18 protein-coding genes are annotated in these 19,350 nt (G+C 62.2%); 8 read left to right on the top strand and 10 right to left on the bottom strand.

The window, feature by feature from the left end; genetic code table 11:
- Positions 1–55 precede the first annotated feature (55 nt).
- Entirely contained in the window at positions 56–1,009 is a 954-nt protein-coding gene (locus KKO72_RS09305; RefSeq protein ID WP_214937609.1) for a LysR family transcriptional regulator, read from the top strand.
- A 91-nt stretch (positions 1,010–1,100) separates the two neighbouring features.
- The gene (locus tag KKO72_RS09300; protein ID WP_214937607.1) at positions 1,101–2,375 is read left to right on the top strand and encodes an anion transporter; all 1,275 of its coding nucleotides are present in this window, start codon (positions 1,101–1,103) and stop codon (positions 2,373–2,375) included.
- Between the two features lie 26 nt (positions 2,376–2,401).
- Here KKO72_RS09300 and KKO72_RS09295 read toward each other — a convergent pair whose 3' ends face one another.
- Positions 2,402–2,785 (bottom strand): hypothetical protein, encoded by a 384-nt coding sequence (locus KKO72_RS09295; RefSeq protein WP_078366913.1) that lies wholly within the window; start codon positions 2,783–2,785, stop codon positions 2,402–2,404.
- 78 nt (positions 2,786–2,863) lie between these two features.
- On the bottom strand, positions 2,864–4,192 hold the full coding sequence (locus tag KKO72_RS09290; RefSeq protein WP_214937605.1) for a D-amino acid dehydrogenase: 1,329 nt from the start codon (positions 4,190–4,192) through the stop codon (positions 2,864–2,866).
- A 90-nt stretch (positions 4,193–4,282) separates the two neighbouring features.
- Here KKO72_RS09290 and KKO72_RS09285 point away from each other — a divergent pair, with 90 nt between their 5' ends.
- Both KKO72_RS09285 and KKO72_RS09280 read left to right on the top strand, forming a co-directional pair.
- Positions 4,283–5,233 (top strand): LysR family transcriptional regulator ArgP, encoded by a 951-nt coding sequence (locus KKO72_RS09285; protein ID WP_214937603.1) that lies wholly within the window; start codon positions 4,283–4,285, stop codon positions 5,231–5,233.
- 37 nt (positions 5,234–5,270) lie between these two features.
- Entirely contained in the window at positions 5,271–5,888 is a 618-nt protein-coding gene (locus KKO72_RS09280) for a TetR/AcrR family transcriptional regulator (RefSeq protein ID WP_214937601.1), read from the top strand.
- A 48-nt stretch (positions 5,889–5,936) separates the two neighbouring features.
- Here KKO72_RS09280 and KKO72_RS09275 read toward each other — a convergent pair whose 3' ends face one another.
- Positions 5,937–6,896 (bottom strand): YafY family protein, encoded by a 960-nt coding sequence (locus tag KKO72_RS09275; protein ID WP_214937598.1) that lies wholly within the window; start codon positions 6,894–6,896, stop codon positions 5,937–5,939.
- 108 nt (positions 6,897–7,004) lie between these two features.
- Between KKO72_RS09275 and KKO72_RS09270 the strand changes: the two genes are divergently transcribed.
- Positions 7,005–7,658 (top strand): LysE family translocator, encoded by a 654-nt coding sequence (locus tag KKO72_RS09270; protein WP_251140556.1) that lies wholly within the window; start codon positions 7,005–7,007, stop codon positions 7,656–7,658.
- 76 nt (positions 7,659–7,734) lie between these two features.
- Here the strand turns inward: KKO72_RS09270 and KKO72_RS09265 are convergent, their stop codons facing one another.
- Positions 7,735–8,154, bottom strand: a complete 420-nt coding sequence (locus tag KKO72_RS09265; protein WP_078365157.1) for a universal stress protein — start codon at positions 8,152–8,154, stop codon at positions 7,735–7,737.
- Positions 8,155–8,393: 239 nt separating this feature from the next.
- On the opposite strand from KKO72_RS09265, the gene KKO72_RS09260 reads away from it, so the two are divergent.
- Positions 8,394–10,619, top strand: coding sequence for a PAS domain S-box protein (locus tag KKO72_RS09260; protein ID WP_214937596.1), 2,226 nt, complete (start codon positions 8,394–8,396; stop codon positions 10,617–10,619).
- Positions 10,620–10,736: 117 nt separating this feature from the next.
- Here KKO72_RS09260 and mgrA read toward each other — a convergent pair whose 3' ends face one another.
- The 3 genes from mgrA to dbpA all read right to left on the bottom strand — a co-directional run bounded on the left by mgrA (position 10,737) and on the right by dbpA (position 14,124).
- Positions 10,737–11,771, bottom strand: a complete 1,035-nt coding sequence (mgrA, locus tag KKO72_RS09255; RefSeq protein WP_214937594.1) for an L-glyceraldehyde 3-phosphate reductase — start codon at positions 11,769–11,771, stop codon at positions 10,737–10,739.
- 184 nt (positions 11,772–11,955) lie between these two features.
- Positions 11,956–12,192 (bottom strand): hypothetical protein, encoded by a 237-nt coding sequence (locus KKO72_RS09250; RefSeq protein ID WP_078366914.1) that lies wholly within the window; start codon positions 12,190–12,192, stop codon positions 11,956–11,958.
- Positions 12,193–12,732: 540 nt separating this feature from the next.
- Complete coding sequence (gene dbpA / locus KKO72_RS09245) at positions 12,733–14,124, bottom strand: ATP-dependent RNA helicase DbpA (protein ID WP_214937592.1); 1,392 nt, start codon at positions 14,122–14,124, stop codon at positions 12,733–12,735.
- A gap of 120 nt (positions 14,125–14,244) precedes the next feature.
- Between dbpA and KKO72_RS09240 the strand changes: the two genes are divergently transcribed.
- A complete protein-coding gene (locus KKO72_RS09240) occupies positions 14,245–15,726 on the top strand; it encodes a M48 family metalloprotease (RefSeq protein WP_214937590.1) in 1,482 nt (493 codons plus the stop codon).
- Between the two features lie 71 nt (positions 15,727–15,797).
- Here KKO72_RS09240 and KKO72_RS09235 read toward each other — a convergent pair whose 3' ends face one another.
- A complete protein-coding gene (locus KKO72_RS09235) occupies positions 15,798–16,004 on the bottom strand; it encodes a hypothetical protein (RefSeq protein WP_214937588.1) in 207 nt (68 codons plus the stop codon).
- A 127-nt stretch (positions 16,005–16,131) separates the two neighbouring features.
- Between KKO72_RS09235 and KKO72_RS09230 the strand changes: the two genes are divergently transcribed.
- Positions 16,132–17,286, top strand: a complete 1,155-nt coding sequence (locus KKO72_RS09230; RefSeq protein WP_214937586.1) for a M14-type cytosolic carboxypeptidase — start codon at positions 16,132–16,134, stop codon at positions 17,284–17,286.
- Positions 17,287–17,364: 78 nt separating this feature from the next.
- On the opposite strand, the gene oppF is transcribed toward KKO72_RS09230, so the two are convergent.
- Together oppF and KKO72_RS09220 are read right to left on the bottom strand one after the other, a co-directional pair.
- Positions 17,365–18,354: a murein tripeptide/oligopeptide ABC transporter ATP binding protein OppF gene (gene oppF, locus KKO72_RS09225; protein ID WP_214937584.1), complete on the bottom strand. Its 990-nt coding sequence runs from the start codon at positions 18,352–18,354 to the stop codon at positions 17,365–17,367.
- Positions 18,347–19,339, bottom strand: a complete 993-nt coding sequence (locus tag KKO72_RS09220) for an oligopeptide/dipeptide ABC transporter ATP-binding protein (protein ID WP_078365165.1) — start codon at positions 19,337–19,339, stop codon at positions 18,347–18,349. Before KKO72_RS09220 ends, oppF begins: the two co-directional genes overlap by 8 nt.
- Between the last annotated feature and the right edge of the window lie 11 nt (positions 19,340–19,350).

Below are 19,350 nucleotides of genomic sequence, written 5' to 3'. Positions count from 1 at the left end.
TGCGCAGTGCCTTACTCTTATGATTGCTTAACTATCACTGCTTGGTTGCAAATCTATGCAAGTAAATACCCGCGCCGCCCTGGGCCAGTTGAGCGACATGGACATCCGCCTGCTGCGGGTGTTCAAGACCGTGGTCGACTGCGGCGGCATGGCAGCGGCCGAGCTGGAACTCAACATCGGCACCAGCACGGTAAGCCGCCACATCAAGGACCTGGAAACCCGCCTGGGCCTGACCCTGTGCCGACGTGGCCGCGCCGGTTTTGCATTGACACCCGAAGGCGAGCAGATTTATGCCGAGACCCTGCGCCTGCTGGCCGGTGTCGACGCGTTTCGCAGCCGGGTCGACGAAATCCACCAGCGCATGGGCGGTGAGTTGCACCTGGCGGTGTTTGACAAAACTGCCAGCAACCCAGAGGCGTTTATTGGCGAGGCGATTGCGCTGTTTCAGGCGCAGGCGCCGGGCGTCAGCCTGCACCTGCATGTGGCGCCGCTCAATGTGATCGAGCGCGGTGTGATCGATGGCCAGTTCCAGGTCGGGGTGGTGCCGGGCCACCGTACCTCTGGCGCGCTGGTGTACGACGAGTTGTTCAGCGAAACCATGTACTTGTACTGCGGCCTCACACACCCGCTTTTTGGGGCGGACGCCGCGCAGCAGCCGGGTGACTGGGCGGCATTACACGCACATGCCTTTGCCGGGCTGGGCTACCACTCACCCAACATGGAGCTGGCTCAGAAGGTGCAGCTCACCCGCCAAGCCACGGGGTATGACCAGGAGTCGATTGCCACGCTGATCCTGTCGGGCCGTTACCTGGGCTTTTTACCCGACCACTATGCCGAGAGTTTTGTGCGCCAGGGGCGGCTACGGGCGGTCCAGCCAAGCGTGTTCAACTACCGCTGCAGTTTTTTTGGCATTGTCCGCGCCTCACCGCAGGCCGCGCGGGTCACGTTGGCGTTTCAAGCCTGCCTGCACCAGGCGCATGCGGCGGGCCGTGCTACGCTTGCAGCATGATGTTTTATAAGATTTATGCCTCTAGCCCTTATGTAAAAAGGGCGAGTAGCTATCAAAAAAGCGTAGTTTTTGCGCCCCAAGAGGCCACACCATGAGCCCGATCTTGCATGACCTGGAGGGCCTCAACAGTGCCATCGTGGCTATTTTTGTCACGGTCTACGTGGGCATGGTGCTCGGCGGCCTGCCACGGCTCAAGCTCAACCGCTCGGGCATTGCCTTGCTGGGGGCGATTGCGGTGATTGGTATCGGCGCCATCAGCACCGAAGAAGCGGCCCGTGTGGTGGATCTGCCGACCATGCTGCTGCTGTTTTCGTTCATGGTGCTGTCGGCGCAGATGCGCCTGGGCGGCTTCTACACCGCGGTGACGCGCCGGGTGGCGGCCCTGCCACTCGGGCGCACCGGCTTGTTGGGCGCGATCATTGGCGTGTCGGGCGCGCTGTCGGCGATTTTTTCGAATGACATCATTTGCCTGGCGATGACACCGGTGGTGCTGCAACTGTGCCTTCAGCGGGGTTTGGCGCCAGTGCCGTTTCTGGTCGGGCTGGCCTGTGCCGCCAACATCGGCTCGGCCGCCACGCTGATCGGCAACCCGCAAAACATGCTGATTGGCTCGCTGATGCACCTGCATTTTGGCGACTACCTGCGCCAGGCACTGCTGCCGGTGGGCCTGAGCCTGGGTGTGTTGTGGGCCTGGCTGGTGTGGGTGCCCACCGCTGCGACTCCCACGTCGACTGTGGCACCCAGCCCGGCATTGAGCCGGGTGGAGGTCGACCTGGACGCCGCTGACGTCTTTGCTTTTGACCGCTGGCAGACGCTCAAAGGCCTGCTGGTGGCCAGTGCCTTGATGGTCGTGTTTCTGTTCACCGACTGGCCGCGCGAGGTAGCGGCATTGGTGGGCGCCGGGGTGTTGCTGATGAGCCGCCGTTTCCATTCCTCCCATGTGATGGGGTTTGTCGACTGGGAACTGCTGGTGTTGTTTGCCGGTCTGTTTGTGGTCAACCATGCGTTCGCCTCGACCGGATTGGCGACTGACGCGGTGGCCGCGCTGGCAGCCCAAGGTGTGCACCTGAGCCACCCGGCGCCTCTGTTTGTGGCTGGGGTGGGATTGTCCAATCTGGTGTCCAACGTGCCCGCGGTGATGCTGCTGCTGCCACATCTGCAAGGCCAGCAGGCTGGGGTGACGCTGGCGCTGGTCAGCACTTTTGCGGGCAACCTGCTGCTGGTCGGCTCCATTGCCAACCTGATCATGGTGGACCTGGCGCAAAAAGGCGGCGTCAGCATCAACTGGCGCGACCACGCCCGCATTGGCCTGCCGGTGACGTTGTTAACGCTGGGGGTGATTGCGCTAACGCTGCGCTTGTCTTGAGCGCAGCTTTGGCGGACGGAGCAGGCTCAGTGGGTGGTGTGGGCGCTGCTGTGCTGCACCCGTTTGCCGTGTGGCAACTCATGTAAGCGGGTGAACATGTCGCGGCAATACCCCTGGATCTTCAGGCACTTGTTGATCTCGTCCACCGGCAGCGGGCCCGACACCACCACGATGTCGTTGGCCTTGTCTAGCGCCCCTGAGGCACGCAGGCGTCGACGGGTGTTGTTGGCCCAGGAGTGGATGCGGTTCGGGCTGCCGTGTTCGCGCAGGGCCCCGGTGCTGGCCTCAAACGCGATCGCCACCGTGTCGGACTTCAGGCGCAGGCGGTGTTCCCCTGTGACCCGGCTGGCGGGCGAGCTCAGGTCATACAGGTGGTAATTGCCTTCTTTGAGTTGGTATTGCAGCGTCATGGAACCTCCGGTCATGACGCGCATTTTGCGCAAGCCTTTGGGTTTCTAAAGCCCAAATAGGCTGGGAAAAACCCGCTATCAAGCGGTTTTTCGCGGAAAACCGTAGCAGTTGAAGGCCATCTCAGGCTGCTGACCGCAGATCAGCTCGGCCAGCGCCTTGCCCGAACCGGCGCCATGGGTCCAGCCCAGGGTGCCGTGACCGGCGTTGACCCACAGCTTGCCCACCGGTGTTTTGCCGATGTAGGGGATGTTGGTGGGTGTGGCCGGGCGCAGACCAGCCCAATAAGCCGGGTCGCCACCGTCTTCGGGTGTGCGGGTGTCGCACACGCCGGGCATGACCTGCTCAATGCGGTTGGACAACATGCGGCAGCGTGCACGCGCCACCGGCGAGTCCAAGGTCAGGTCGTAGTCACCGACCTCGATGGTGCCCGCCACACGCAACTGGTTGCCCAGGCGGCTCATGGCGATTTTCTTGGCGTCATCAATCATCGAGACCTGGGGCGCCTGTTCCGGGCGCAGCAGCTTGAAGGTTGCGCTGTAACCCTTGCCCGGGTAGATCGGCAAGTCCACCCCCACCGTGCGCAGCAGCGGTGCGCTGTAGGCGCCGCAGGCCACCACCACATGGTCGGCTTTGATCTGGCGCGCTTTTTGTGCGCCTTTGTGGCCCTTGGCCCCCGTGGATACTGGCTTGATTGTTACAGAATCAATAGCGCCGCCGGTGCTGTTGAGGGCCACGATGTCGTGGCTGTACAAAAACTCGGCACCCCGCGCCGCACAGAGCTTGGCCAAGGCCTGGGTGAAGACAAAAGCATCTCCCGATTCGTCGCTGGGGGTGTAGGTGCCGCCCACAATCTGCTCGGCAAATGGGGTCAGCGCGGGTTCAATGCGCAGCAGCTCGGCGCGGTCCACCACCCGGCGTGCCACACCGTAGCGGGCCATCAGCGCGGCGGCCTCGCCTGCGCTGTCAAAGGACTTCTGCTCGGTGTAATAGTGGGCAATGCCTTTTTCCAGGCGTTGGTACTCGATGCCGGTGGTCTGCACCAGATCCTTGAACGCGGCGTGGCTGTAGGCGCCCAGGGAGACGAGTTGTTGCACATTGCGCTCAAAAGCACGGTCATGGCATTGGCTCAGGAACAGCAGGCTCCAGCGCCATTGTTGCCAGCTCAGGCGCGGGCGAAACAGCAGCGGCGCTTCCTTGCTGAGCATCCATTTCAGCGCTTTGATCGGGGTGTCCCGATTGGCCCAGGGCTCGCAATAACTGACCGAGATTTGTGCCGCATTGGCAAAACTGGCCTCCATCGAGGCGTCGGGCTGACGGTCGATGACGGTGACTTGGTGGCCGCGTTCCAGCAGGTGCCAGGCGGTGCTGATGCCGATGATGCCGGCGCCGAGGATTGTGATTTTCATGGGCCGAGAGTGTCCGCGAGATCATGGGCCGCTTTTGGCAGGATTAAACTTATCCAGAATTCATTAGCAACCCTTATTCACTAATGCCCCATGAGTACTTTTGATCCTGCTGCCCTGGAATGCCTCGCGGCCATTGTGGAAGAGGGTGGTTTTGAGCGTGCGGCAGTGCGTTTGTCAATCACCCAGTCGGCGGTGTCCCAGCGTCTGCGTTCCCTCGAGGTGCAGGTCGGCACTGTGCTGATTGTGCGCAGCCGCCCGCTCAAAGCCACCCAGGCCGGGCGCCTGCTGCTCAAACACGCGATGCAGATGCGCCTGCTGCGCGCCGATCTGGAGCGTGACCTCAAGGACCTCTCGCCCGGCGCTGCTGGTGCGGCGGGTGAAGACGAGCGCATCTCGATTGCCATCAACGCCGACAGCATTGCCACCTGGACCCTGCCCGCGCTGAGTCCGCTGGCGCACCAGGGCCTGGGCCTGGAGATCATCACCGACGACCAGGATTTCACCTTCGAGTGGCTGCGTGAGGGGCGCGTGCTGGGCTGTGTGACGACCCTGCGTGCGGCCCTGCGCAGCTGCAAGGTGGAGCCACTGGGCACCATGGCCTATGTGGCGGTGGCCGAGCCCGGTTTTGCCGCAGCACGTTGCCCGCATGGCCTGAGCCCCCACAATTTCAGTCGCCTGCCTTTCATCGCCTTCAACCGCAAGGACGACCTGCAGGCCGAGTTTGTCGCCAGCGCCTGTGGTCTGCGCCAGGTGTCGCTGAGTCAGATGTATGTGCCCAGCTCCGAGGGCCAGTTGCGTGCGGTGCTGGCGGGCTGGGGTGTCAGTGTCTTGCCGGAGCTCAAGGTGGCCGAGCACCTCAAAAACGGCAGCCTGATCGATCTGATGCCCGGCCATCGCCTGCCGGTCGCGCTGTACTGGCATTGCTGGAACCTCAACTCGGCGGTGCTCGATGCGCTGACCCATGCGCTCAAAACCGCAGCGGGGGTGGCCTTGAGCCCACCCAAACCAGAATCTAAACTCATCAGTAGCAAAAAAGTCTGACAGATCAAGATGTGAATTTGGCGGCTAAAATTCAGCCATGAGCGCCATCGACACCCCCAAAACCTCGTTCAAACAACGCATGCTGCAGGTGCGTGAAGACGCCATTGTTCACGCTGTCAACCGCCTGCTGGCCGAAAAAGGCTTTGACGCGATGACGGTGGACGAGGTGGCGGCCCAGGTCGGCATTGCCAAGGCCAGCCTCTACAAACACTTTCCCAGCAAGGAAGACCTGGCTGCGGCAGCGATGGTGCGGGTGATGCAGCGCGCCCAGGAGTTCATCAGCAGTTTGCCGCCCGAGGCCGACCCGCTGCAGAATTTGCGCGCGGTGGTGCGCTGGGTGCTGCAGGTCAAGCTGGCTGGTGACATGCCCACCTTGCCGAGCCAGAACTCCAGCCTGCGCGCCACCCTGATGGCCAACAACGATTACATGGACGGCCTGATGGAGGTCAGCGACCGCCTCGGTGCCTGGATAGAAGCGGCGCAAGCGGCTGGCCAGCTCAGCGCCAAGCTGCCAGCGATCGCGATTTTGTACACCTTTTTCGCCCGCGCCTGCGACTCGGTGGTGGAGTTTCTGCAGATGGGCGGCCTGTTCACCGACGAGCAGATCACCGAGTTGGTGCTGAGCACCTGTTTTGAGGGTCTGATTGCCCGTTAGCCCTTATGGGTAGAGGGCAATAAGTTATTAATAACGTAGCAACTTAGTCTAGGCCACTCGGGGTGTCACCTGCCCCAGCAAACGCTGCGCGCAGGCTTTGATGGCGTCCTGCAGCTCAGGCGGCTCAAGCACCTCAAAGTCAAACGACACCCTAGCCAGTTGCCGGGCAAACCAGGGCAGGTCATCGGCCTGGCTGTACAGCATGACGGCATCTTCCAGTGGCCGGAACAGGCCAATGGCATCAAACAACTCGGTCTGCGCCGTGGCCAGGCTGGTCTTGAGCCGTACCACAATGGCATGGGTGCGGGGCAGGGTGGCCAAGCCCAGCGCCAGGTGTCGAACGGCATCAAAGTCAAACGGGGCCAAAAAGCTGACGGTCAGGGGTGTCACTGACTCAATCCGATCAAGCCGGAACGAGCGCAAATTCCCGCGCAGATGGCAGTGGCCCACAGCGTACCAACGTCCGCTGCGCCAGGCCAGGCCGTAGCAGTCAAACTCCCGCTCGCTCACGTCCTGATTGGCGGCTTGGTAGCGCAGGCGCACCCGGCAGCGTTCTTGGGCGGCTGAGCTCATCTCCAACAACGATTCGCTGTGCATGCTGGCCACGGGTTGCGACAGCTCCAGCTGTACCACGCCCGACACCGCCCGCAGTTTGCCGCGCAACGCCGGCGGCATCACCCGCTCCAGCTTGGCCTGGTCACTGTGGGCCCCGTCCACCGTGTCAGCCAGTCCCAACTGCCGGGCAAACAGCAGCCCCACCGACACGGCCACCGCTTCCTTGTCAGTCAACATCAAAGGCGGCAGCTTGCAGCCAGGCATCAGCCGGTAAGCGCCATAACGCCCGCGCACCGACTGCACCGGCACGCCCATGTCTTGCAGCTTGACGATGTAGCGGCGCAGCGTGCGACTGTCCACCCCGAGCTGGTGCGCCAACGCCGCACCGGGGAGTTCGTCGGCGTTTTGTAAAAGTTCCAGCAGGGCCAGCACGCGATTGGTGGGGGTGGACATAGGCATCAGTTTAGAACCTGAGCGAGCCCCATTAGGACACATTCTGTCCGCATGCCTGCCTAAAGTTCATGTCAAGCCGCCGCGTCTGGCGCCATCAAGGACTGAACCATGGATAACTTGCTTTTGACCCACACCAGCCACCTTTGGCTGTTCAGCTTGATGGTGCTGGGCATCATCGCCGTGCCCGGCATGGACATGGCCTATGTGGTGGCCAGTGCGCTGGCGGGTGGGCGCAAGCTGGGCATGGCAGCGGTGGTGGGCATTGTGGGCGGCGGCATGCTGCATGTCGCCATGGCCACGCTGGGTTTAGGGCTGCTGCTGACGCTGTACCCGCTGGCGTTCACCGTGTTGCTGCTGGCGGGCTCGCTCTACATTGCCTGGATCGGCTGGTGTCTGTGGCGTGGAGCAGCGGCGCTGGGTGAAGTCGGTAGGGTGCCGCGGTTGACCGTGCAGCAAACCATGTGGCGCGGGGTCGTGTCTTGCCTGATGAACCCCAAGGCCTATGTGTTCATGGTGGCGGTGTTTCCGCAGTTTGTGCGGTCCGAATATGGTCCGCTGGGTGTGCAGGCGGTGCTGATGGGCCTGATCATCGCCATCACGCAAATCCTCATCTACGGAAGTTTTGCCTGGGGTGCGGGCAGCATCGAGCAGTGGTTGCGTCGTAACCCGGCAGCACAAGTGGCCATCGGGCGCGGCGTGGGGGTGTTACTGATGCTGGCGGCAGGGTGGACGGCATGGCATGGCACCTTATATGGGCGCTAAGCATCTAAAAATAGCCTTCAGGCCCTTGTTTATAAAGGGCTAGAAGCTATGGAAAAAAGAGTGGGTTGCGGCGCTCTCAGCGCACGATCAGCACCGGCACTTTGCAGCTCGCCAGCACCTCGGTGGCGACCGAACCCATCACTAGGTTGAGCAGTGCGCCATGGCCGTGGGAACCCATCACCACCAGGTCAAACTTGCCCTCGGTGGCGGTTTTGGCGATCAGTTCGCTGGGGCGGCCGGTTTTCCAGACGAACTTCGGTGTGATGCCATGGCGTTGCAGGTATTTGGTGACCGGCGCCATCACCCGCAGGCCCTCTTCTTCATAATATTTGTTCACCAGTTCCTTACCCAGCGCGGAGCGGGCTTGCGACGGCAAAACCACCTGGGCGGTCACGGCGGTGTAGTCGTTTTTGGGGGAAAACAGCTCGTGGGCGGCCAGGTAGGCCAACATTTTTTTGGTGTAGGGGCTGCCGTCGACGGCCAGCAAAATCTTCATCAAGTGTCTCCTTGAACGGTGAACAACCAGTTTAACCACAGTGTGTTCTAGTTCTCCTTGCTGACTATCCCCCAATCGGGGGATAGTCAGACCACTCAATAACGGGTAAATTCTGCCGATATGTAACAAACTCAAGTTCAAGGTTCAGCGTGTGATGTTGTTGACTTCTTTTTGCCACCGGGCTGGGTTCCCCGCGCGAGGGGCTGTCCCGGTGAGGGCAAGCCAGGGAAGTAACACGCGTGTTGGTTGATCTGTTCACCCAGTTGCTGGCGCAATTGGGACAGGATGAGCGTGCCGGGAGTGGGCATACGCATGCCTTGGTCGCGTCACCTCAGCGCTTTCAGGCGCTTTTTGGACATGTGACGCAGATGGTCTGGCTCAAAGACCCGCAGGGCCGCTACCTAGCGTGTAACTCCGCCTTTGAGACCTTCACCGGATTGCCTGCCCTGCGCTTGTGTGGCCGCACGAACGCCGACCTGTTGTCCCCCGAAGACACGCAGCGTTACCACCAGCTGGACCAGACCTGTCTGGCCGCCACACAGCCTGTGGTGGGCGAGTGCTGGGCCAGCGCGGCGGCTGGTTCACGGCGTGCGCTGCTGGAGATCACCAAAGTGGTGTTGCGCAATGCAGATGGGCAGGCCGACGGCATCCTGAGCATGGGCCGGGACATCACGGCGCGCTGGTACCAGACACAGTTTGAGCAACTGCGCAGCCAGATTCTTGAGCTGCTGGCCAATGGTGCTGAACTGCCGCATCTGCTGCAGGTGCTGGCAGACGGGTTGCGCGGCTTGCAGCCTGAGCAGGCCTGTCTGGTGGCGCTGGTGACACCCGGCCACGGTTGTGGCCAGACCCTGCAGGTGGTGGCCTCGGCCGGTGTGTCTGATGACACATTGCGGCTGGTGGATGGCCAGGATGTGGGACGGGGTCAGGGGGCCTGTGCTGCGGCTGCAGCCAGCGGCCAGCGGGTGGTGATTCCCAACCTCGCGGTGCACCGCACACTGGCCCCGCAGCTGGGGCAACCGATTGTCCAGGGGGCGTGCTGGGCACAACCGTTTTTGGCTTTGTCAGGCCAGGTTTTGGGAGTGTTGTCGGTGGTGGTGGGTACACCGGCGACACCCGGTGCCGAAGATCTGGAACTGTTGGCGCAACTGGCCCGTCTGGCCGGGCTGGCGGTGGAGCGGCATCAGGTGGCGCAACAGTTGCGCACCAACGAGGCCAGCTTCCGGGCGCTGGCCGAACACACGCCCGAGGCGGTGCTGGTGCACCGGGGTGGCACCATTTTGTATGTGAATCCGGCCGCGCAGCGCTTGTTTGGCGCCAAGTCCAGCGCCGACTTGTTGGGCACCTCGACCCAAAAACGCATTGCGCCAGCCTTTCTGGCGCAGCAACTCGCACGCATGCAGGCGATCGAGTCGGCCCAGCCGATCGAACCCATGGTGGAGTCGCGCTTTGTCCGGCTTGATGGCAGTGAATTTGATGTGGAGGTGCAGGGCACCGCCATGGTTTATGGAGGCGCCCCTGCCATCCATGTCTCGATCCGCGACATCTCCGAGCGCAAACTGGCCGAGGCGCAATTGCGGGTGGCGGCCAGTGTGTTCAGCCATGCCATCGAGGGCATCATGATCACCGCGCCCGATGGCCGCATCATCGATGTCAATGCGGCGTTCACCCGCATCACCGGCTACAGCCGTGACGAGGTGCGCGGTCAGACCCCCAGCATGCTCAACTCAGGTCGCAACACACCGCTGTTTTACCAACAGCTGTGGCAAGACCTGGTGCAGCACGGCAGCTGGTCGGGTGAGTTGTGGAACCGCCGCAAGGACGGTGACATCTACGCCCAGATGCTGCACATCAGCGCGGTGCACGACCAGCGTGGCCAGGTGATCCAGTATGTGGCGCTGTTCTCGGACATCACCGAACGCAAGGCCCATGAACGCCGCCTCGATCAGCTGGCCCATTTTGATGCGCTGACAGGTCTGCCCAACCGTGCCTTGCATGCCGACCGTTTGCAACACGCGATGGCCCAGGCACAACGCCGCCAACAAAAACTGGGTGTGGCGTTCATTGATCTGGACGGTTTCAAGGCGGTCAACGACAGCCACGGCCATGACGCAGGTGACCACCTGCTGATGACGCTGGCGCGGCGCATGCGGCTGGCGCTGCGTGAGGTCGACACCTTGTCGCGCCTTGGCGGTGACGAGTTCGCCGCCGTGATTGTGGACCTGGCACAAGAGAGCGACTGCGACCCGCTGTTGCAGCGCCTGCTGCAGGCGGCCAACCAGCCAGTGCTGTATGGCACAGCGGTGCTGCAGGTCTCGGCCAGTGTCGGGGTGGCCTTCTACCCGCAGGCCAAGGAAGTGAGTCCGGAGCAGTTGCTGCGCCAAGCCGACATGGCGATGTACCGCGCCAAACAGTCGGGCAAAAACCAGTTTCAGACATCTGGGTTTGTGGATTCCCTGTTTTGAAAGCTGGTGCGTTGACCCGGGCCTTTAGCGGGCCCGGGTCCCGCTAAAGGCGGCCATCACCATCAACCGGGTGGTCAGGCCCACACTCCAGCTGGTCAGGCATGCCGGGTTGCCGCATCAGGCCGGTGTTGAGGAGCGCTGCCACAGGTTGATGCCCCCTTCGACCGCCTGCTTGTCAATGGCGGCCAGCTCTTCTGCCGAGAACGACAGGTTCTTCAAGGCCCCCACCAGCTCGGTGATTTGCGCCGGTTTGCTGGCGCCGATCAGCGCCGAGGTGACCTTGCCATCCCGCAGCACCCAGGCGGTGGCCATCTGCGCCAGACTCTGGCCGCGGGCCTGCGCCATCTCGTTGAGGGCGCGCACGTGTTTGAGGTTTTTTTCACTCAGGAAATCGGGCTTGAATGAGCCACCACCGGGCCGGTTGATACGGGCGTCCGCGGGCACACCATTGAGGTACTTGTCGGTCAACAGCCCCTGCGCCAGCGCACTGAAGGCGATACAGCCCATGCCCAGTTCACCCAGGGTGTCGAGCAGGTCTTCCTCGACCCAGCGGTTGAGCAGGCTGTAGGAGGGCTGGTGGATCAATGCAGACACGCCCATGCTTTTGAGGATGGCGTGGGCCTCACGCGTTTTGGCCGCTGAATAACTGCTGACGCCCACGTACAAGGCCTTGCCCTGCTGCACGGCCGTGGCCAGTGCGCCCATGGTTTCTTCGAGCGGGGTGTTGGGGTCAAAGCGGTGGCTGTAGAAAATGTCGACATAGTCCAGCCCCATGCGCTGCAGGCTCTGGTCCAGGCTGGCCAGCAGGTACTTGCGCGAGCCGCCAATGCCGTAAGGGCCGGGCCACATGTCGTAACCGGCCTTGCTGGAGATGATCAGTTCGTCGCGATACGGTTTGAAATCGCGGAGTAGGTGGGCGCCAAAGTTGGTTTCGGCGCTGCCGTAGGGCGGGCCATAGTTATTGGCCAGGTCAAAGTGGGTGATGCCCGCGTCAAACGCGGTGTGCAACATGTCGCGCTGGGTCTGCAGCGGTGTGGCGTCACCAAAGTTGTGCCATAGCCCTAAGGTGATGGCGGGGAGTTTGAGACCACTGTGACCGCAGCGGTGATAAGCCATGCTGTCATAACGGGTGGACGCGGCAAGGTAGCTCATGGAATGCCTCAAATTGATGAATAAAAAATGATTCTAGCCCTTGTTCAATAAGGGCTAGAAGCTATTAATTAAATAGTATTTGAGTCAGGCCGGTGGTGATCTGCTGGCGCGCCAACTGTGCCGAAGGTGGCGCTTGAAGGGCCACAAAGCGCACCGTTGCGGCACGCCGAGAGAGGGTGTGTGCTCAGTTGAGCAGGTAGTCGTCCTGGTCGTCCAGGGCTTGTGCGTCGATCATCGCGTCATAGGCAGCGCGGCTGGCCAGTGCGGCGGATGTCAGCGGGATCAGCGGTTTGTCCAGCGGGCGCAGCTTGTGGCGACGCAGGGCGCGCAACTGGGGCGATTGCGCGATGGTCTGCAGCACGCGCTCGGGCTCCATCATCAGGCTGAACGGGTTCAGTGCTTCGGTGGTGGTGGTGGTCATGGGGTGCTCCTGCTTCTGCCAATCACGAATCACGAGATGTGATCCGTTGAAATGGAATGTATCCGTGCCGCTTCAAAACCTAAAGTCGGTATATGGCGCTGCCGAGTGTCAGAAGTTGCCTGACAAGGTGTCAGTGATGTGAGGGACTGTGTGGGCACCGAAGCAAGGGCTTTTGACGGGGTGGATTGCAGCGAGCCAGCTTGATGAGTCACAAACGATAGCGGTGTGCGCTGCGCATCAGCCGCTTGGGGCGCCCGCCCCATACTGGGGTACCAGAAATCTGCGGTCACCCCAAGCGGCTGCTGCGCCGACACCGTTGACAGGCGAACGGTATTGAAGGGAACCCGAATCCGGTTTGAGCCAATGATTCCGGCAGACCACCACCTTCAGATTGGCCGAAGCGCCAGCTAGGTATGGCCTCTGGGCGGGTGACGATTTCTGGTACCCCAGTATGAGGAGCCCGCCCAGAGGTCATGCCTCGCAGGTGGGTCCTGAGGCACCGCCCACCAAATGAGGGAACTCAGGATGACAGCCTGCCGCTTACAGCAACCGTACCTTCACACTCTTCCCCTTGACCTTGCCCGCATTGAGTTTCTGCATCGCTTCGAGCGCGATGTCGCGCTGCACCGCCACAAAGGTGGTGAACTCGGTGACATTGATCTTGCCGATCTGCTCGCGGCTGTAACCGGCATCCGCTGTGAGGGCGCCGAGCACGTCGCCTGGGCGAATTTTTTCCTTGCGGCCACCCAAAATCTGTAGAGTGATCATCGGTGGCAGCAAGGGCCCGGAGCCTTTGGGGGTAAGTTCTTCGAGTTTGTGCCAGACAGACGGCTGGTTCTGGTACTGCTCGATCTTGCCCACTGCACCCATCTCGTACATGGCGGCCAGGCTCAGTGCCAGCCCGGTTTCACCGGCGCGGCCGGTGCGGCCGATGCGGTGCACATGGACCTCGGGGTCGGGCGTGATGTCGACATTGATCACAGCCTCTAACTCCTTGATGTCGATGCCGCGCGAGGCCACGTCGGTGGCCACCAGCACCGAGATGCTGCGGTTGGCAAACTGCGCCAGCACCTGGTCGCGCTCGCGCTGCTCCAGATCACCATGCAGTGCCAGTGCGCTCACCCCTTGTTGTTTCAGGTATGCCACCAACTCGTTGCATTGCTGTTTGGTGTTGCAAAACGCCAGCGTGCTGACCGGGCGGAAGTGGTTGAGCAGCTTGGTCACCACCTCGAAACGGGTCGGGCGGGTCACCTCGTAAAAGCGTTGTTCGATCAGGCTCTCTGAGGTGGTGGGCGGCGCCACGGTGATGCGTTCGGGCGAGCGCATGAACTGTTTGGCCAGCTTGTCGATGCCTTCCGGGTAGGTGGCCGAGAACAGCAGCGTCTGGCGCTCTGGCGGGCACTGTTTGGTGACGGTGGCGATGTCCTCGAAAAAGCCCATGTCGAGCATGCGGTCGGCTTCGTCGAGCACCAGGGTGTTCAGGGCTTCCAAGCTCAGGTAACCACGCGCCAGGTGGTCCATCACACGTCCAGGCGTGCCCACAATGATGTGGGCGCCGTTTTCAAGAGACGCGCGCTGGCCGCGTAGCGCCACGCCACCACACAGCGTCACCACCTTGATGTTGTCCATGGCGCGCGCCAAGCGGCGGATTTCCACGGTGACTTGGTCGGCCAGCTCACGCGTGGGGCACAACACCAGCGATTGCACCGCAAACCGGCGCGGGTTCAGCCGCTCCAGCAGGGCCAGGCCAAAAGCGGCAGTTTTGCCGCTGCCGGTTTGCGCCTGGGCAATCAGGTCTTTGCCAGCCAGGGCGGCGGGCAGGCTGGCCGCCTGGATCGGGGTCATGCTCAGGTAACCCAGCTGCGCCAGGTTATCCAGGGTGGCCGGGTTCAGGGGCAGGGAATTGAACAGGGTGTTGTCGGATGCGGTCATGGGGGGGGATTATCGGTTCTGGGGGTGTGCGTCATGTTTGTCGTGGGCAAACCGGTGCTGCTGCGCAGGGTGCCAAACCAGTTTCGGCACAATGTCAAGCCTTTGTATCAAGAGGCCTCCATGCGCAAAAACCTGTTTCCCCTGATCCTGGCCAGTGCCCTGCTCACCGGCTGCGGCAGTGCGGTGTTGAACCCGGTCACAGGACAAACCGAGCGCTCGGTGATGAATGAACAGGACGAGGTGGCCGAGGGTGCCAAGGCGCACCAGCAGGTGTTGCAGGAATACGGTGTCGTGAAAGACGCCAAGGTGCAGGCCTATGTCGATAACCTCGGCCAGCGGCTGGCCAAGTTATCGCACCGTGACCAATTGCAGTGGCACTTCACCGTGCTCGACAGCCCCGAGATCAACGCCTTTGCCCTGCCCGGCGGTTATGTCTATGTCACACGCGGCATCATGGTCTATTTGCAGACCGAGGCCGAGCTGGCCGGGGTGATGGGCCATGAGATTGGCCACGTCACCGCACGCCACGGTGCCCAGCGCGCCACGCGCCAACAAGATGCGGGCCTGGGTGTGCTGGCTGCCACGGTCTTGGGCGCGGTGCTGGAGAGTCAGGGTGTCAGTGGTGCCGGGCGGCTGGCCAGCCAGGTGTCGCAAACCGCTGCGGCTGGGTATGTGGCCTCGTATGGGCGCGAGCAGGAATTACAAGCCGACGGCCTGGGCGCCGAATACCTGGCGCGCAGCGCCTACGACCCGCGCAACATGGTCCGGGTGATTGGTGTGCTCAAAGACCAGGAGCGTTTTGCCGCCGATCAGGCCCGTGCCGCCGGTCGGCCGGCACCAACAGGCAACAGCTGGCTGGCTTCGCACCCGAGCAACGACGCGCGACTGCAGCAGATCACCCAGTTGGCGACGCAATACCAGGGCAGTTACAGCGACGAAGGGCGTGACCGCTATTTACAAGTGCTGCGTGGCCTGCCCTTTGGCGAGAGTGCCGAGCAAGGGCTGACGCGCGGCTCCAATTTTTACCACCCGGTGCTGGGGTTTGCGCTGACCGCCCCGGCGGGTTGGCAGATCCAGAACGAGGCTGAGCAACTGGCGGTGGTCAACGCCACGGGTGACGCTGCGTTGCTGGTGCAGGTGGCGCCGCCCAAGGCCGGCAACACCCATGAGGAGGTGATTCGCAAGCTGCTCCAGCCCAGCCAGGGCAAGGTGGAACATTTGACCCTCAACGGCCTGCCTGCCACCCACTTTGTCGGCAGCCGTACCACGACCCAGGGCCAGAGCCAGCCGCTGGATGTCACGCTGGTCAGTGGCCCGCAAGACCGGATGTATCTGTTGCGCCCGGTGGGTAAAAGTGCTGCCTTGCGAGCGGCCCAGGTCGCATTGGCCCAGGCCCAAGGCAGTTTCCGACTCCTGGCCGGGGCCGAGCGTGTTGCAGCGAAGGCCTGGACGATCAAGACCGTGGCCTACCCTCGTGGTGGTTTTGCCGAACTGGCGTGTTTGTCACCGCTGCCCAGTGCGCAGCAGCAGCTGCGCCTGATCAACGGCTTCTATACCGGTGGTGAGCCCAAGCCGGGTCAGTGGGTCAAGGTGGTGGAGTAAGCAGGTGGCTATCGCAGAAATAGCTATCAGCCCTTTATCTATAAGGGCTAGAAGCCAATTTGTCTGATTAATCAGGCAAACGCGTTGACCAGCGTGCCAATGGCACCCGTGACGGCCAGCACCGGTGCCGCAGCGGGCACAGACTGCAACAGGGTTTGGGCGACCGAGCTGTCGGCGGCCAGTGCTTTTTTGAGCACCAGGGCTGCCGCAACACCGGTACCGACATTTTGGACCGCCTGGCTGGCGGCTTGCACCACGGATGAGCTGGTGATGTTCATGAATGTGTCTCCCACAAGGACAAGGCAGGTGCCTTAACGACTTATCGGCGCAAAACTGCGTCACTTGAGTGTTTCTGTCTCGTGTGGAATGTGTCGACTTCTAAAATCAAGCGATTTGAAGGTTTGTATGCATCCGCTCCACATTTCCACCAGTTTTGACGCCGGTGCCATCGAGGTTGTCAGCCTGGTTGACCCGCAAGACATCCAGCTTAAGATCCGCGCCGACAACGCCAGCGATTTTGCCCAGTGGTTCTATTTCTGCCTGCAGGGCGCCGCCGGTGTGCCGGTGCGGCTGAACTTTGTCAACGCAGGCCAGAGCGCCTACCCCAAGGGCTGGATCAACTACCGCGTGGTCGCCAGTTACGACCACCAGAACTGGTTCCGGCTCGACACTGACTTTGACGACCAGGTGCTCAGCACCAGCTTCACCCCGGCGGGCAACAGCGTGTACCTGGCTTACTTCGAGCCGTATTCGTATGAGCGGCATCTGGACCTGATCGGCTCGGCGGCCAACTCTGAACACGTCGCGCTGGAGCGCCTGGGCAGCTCACTCGACGGCCGCGACATGACCCTGCTGCAAGTGACCAACGCCCAGAGCCCGGTGCCGCTGGCCCAACGCAAAAAGATCTGGCTGATCGCCCGCCAGCACCCCGGCGAGAGCATGGCCGAGTGGTTTGTCGAGGGTTTTTTGGAGCGCTTGCTCGACGAGGCCGACCCGGTCTCACGCGTGTTGTTGGACCAGTGTGTGTTTTACGTGGTGCCCAACATGAACCCGGACGGCGCGGTGCGTGGCAACCTGCGCACCAACGCCGCCGGTGCCAACCTCAACCGCGAGTGGGCGACGCCGAGCCTGGACTCCTCCCCCGAGGTCTATTGGGTGCGTCAGAAGATGCTGGAAGTCGGTGTCGATTTGAACCTGGACGCCCATGGTGACGAGGGCCTGCCCTACAACTTTGTGGTCGGCACCGACGACACGCCGGGCTACAGCCCACGCATCGCTGCGCTTGAAGAGGCTTTCAAGGCCAGTTGGTTAGCGGTCAGCCCGGACTTCCAGACTGAACACGGCTACCCGCGCGGCAAACATGGCGAGGCCAACATGACGTTGGCCACCAACTGGATCGGCCAGCAGTTTGGCTGCCTGGCCTTCACCATCGAGATGCCGTTCAAGGACAACGCCAACCTGCCCGACCCGCAGGTCGGCTGGAACGGTGAACGCTCCAAACGCCTGGGCGCCAGTGTGTTGCAGCCGGTGTTGGCGGTGTTGAACCAATTGCGGGCCTGAGTCAGCCTGACATCAATACCAAATTTATAGCTGTTAGCCCTTATCAAATAAGGGCCAACGCCAGATTTGGTTCATAAGTCAGGCCAGCAGGCAGGCCACCTGCGTGCCCGCGCCGCTGGTGTGCAACTCGGGCACGGTCTCGGCACATTGGGCCTGCGCCTTGGGGCAGCGGGTGCGAAACACACAGCCAGAGGGCGGGTTCATCGGTGAGGGCAAATCACCTTGCAACAGCTGAATCACCTTGCCGCGCTCGAGCTCCGGGTCGGGGATCGGGATGGCCGAGAGCAGCGCCTGGGTGTAGGGGTGGCGCGGGTCGTTGTAGAGCGCGTTTTTCTCGGCAAACTCCATCGCCCGGCCCAGGTACATCACCATGATGCGGTGGCTGATGTGGCGCACCACCGCCAGGTCGTGGGCGATGAAGATCAGCGCCAGACCCAGCTCTTTTTGCAACTCCTTGAGCAGGTTGATGATCTGCGCCTGGATCGACACATCCAGCGCCGATACCGGTTCGTCACAGACAATCAGCTTGGGCGACAAAATCAGCGCCCGCGCAATGCCGATGCGCTGGCACTGGCCGCCCGAGAATTCGTGCGGGTAGCGGTTGATCTGCTGCGGCGTCAGACCGACCCGGCCCATCATGGCGCGCACTTTCTCCATCACCTCGTCCTTGCTCATCTGCGGGTAATGGGTGCGTAAGGGTTCGGCAATGGTCTGCGCCACCGTCATACGTGGGTCCAGGCTGGCCAGCGGGTCCTGGAAAATCATCTGGATGTCTTTGCGCACCGCCATCCAGGCACTTGGTGAGGCACCTTGCATCTCCTGGCCCATCCAGCGGATGCTGCCCGCGTTGGCGGGGTTGAGGTTCAAGAGAGCACGCGCCAGCGTGGATTTGCCACAGCCGGACTCACCCACCACGCCCAGGGTTTCCCCGGCGTGTAAGTCAAACGAGATGCCGTTGACGGCCTTGAGGCTACGGGGCGCTGACCACGGCCAGTCTTTCTTATCCTTGAAGTGGAACGCCACCTTGACGTCGCGTACCGACAGGATCGGGGTTTGTTGCTTATCCATGGGCGAGCTCCCGGCTGACGATGGCGCTATCGCGGTGGCAGGCGCGCAAGTGGTGTGTGGCCCCTGACATGGGCTGCAGAGTAGCCAGCTGGGTCTGGCACTGGGTGTCTGCCAAGCTGCAGCGCGGGCTGAACGGGCAACCCTTGGGCATATGCGCCATGTTGGGCGGCGCGCCGGGAATGGCCAGCAAGGATTCGTCGTCACGGTCCATACGCGGCACCGCTTTGAGCAGGCCCAGGGTGTAGGGGTGGCTGGCGGTCTTGAACAGCTGCTGGGCGCTGCCTTGTTCCATGACACGCCCGCCATACATCACCACCACCTGGTCACACAGGCCGGCCACTACACCGAGGTCGTGGGTGATCAGCACAATGGCGGTGCCAAAGTCGCGCTGCAAGTCGCGCAGCAGGGTCAGCATCTGGGCCTGCACCGTCACGTCCAGCGCGGTGGTGGGCTCATCCGCAATCAGCACCTCGGGTTCACACAACAAGGCCATGGCAATCATCACGCGCTGGCGCATGCCGCCCGAGAACTCGTGCGGGTACATGTTGATGCGCTTGGCTGCTTCGGGGATACGCACTGCGTCGAGCATACGCACCGAAGCCGCCTTGGCCGTGGCGCGGTCCTGCCCCTTGTGGAACTGCAGCACCTCGGTCATCTGCCTCTCCACCGTCAGGTAGGGGTTAAGCGAGGTCATCGGGTCCTGAAAAATCATCGCCATGCGGTTGCCGCGGATCTGGTTCAACTCAGACGCGGGCAGGGTCAGCAGGTTTTTGCCCTGGTACAACGCCTGGCCGCTGGCCTGGCCATTGCGTGCTAGCAGGCCCATCAGGGCCAGCACGGTCTGGCTTTTGCCCGAGCCGCTTTCGCCCACAATGCCGAGGGTCTGGCCCTTGTCGAGTGCAAAGTTGAGGCCATTGACGGCGTAGACGGTGCCGTCCTGGGTGGCAAACTGGACCGCCAGATCGGTCACTTCAAGGAGTTTCATGCAGTGGCCTT

The organism is Rhodoferax sp. U11-2br (assembly GCF_018619435.1).
GTDB lineage: Bacteria > Pseudomonadota > Gammaproteobacteria > Burkholderiales > Burkholderiaceae_C > Rhodoferax.
Note: the sequence above shows the minus strand (reverse complement) of the source record. Positions and strands in the feature narration are given on the sequence as shown.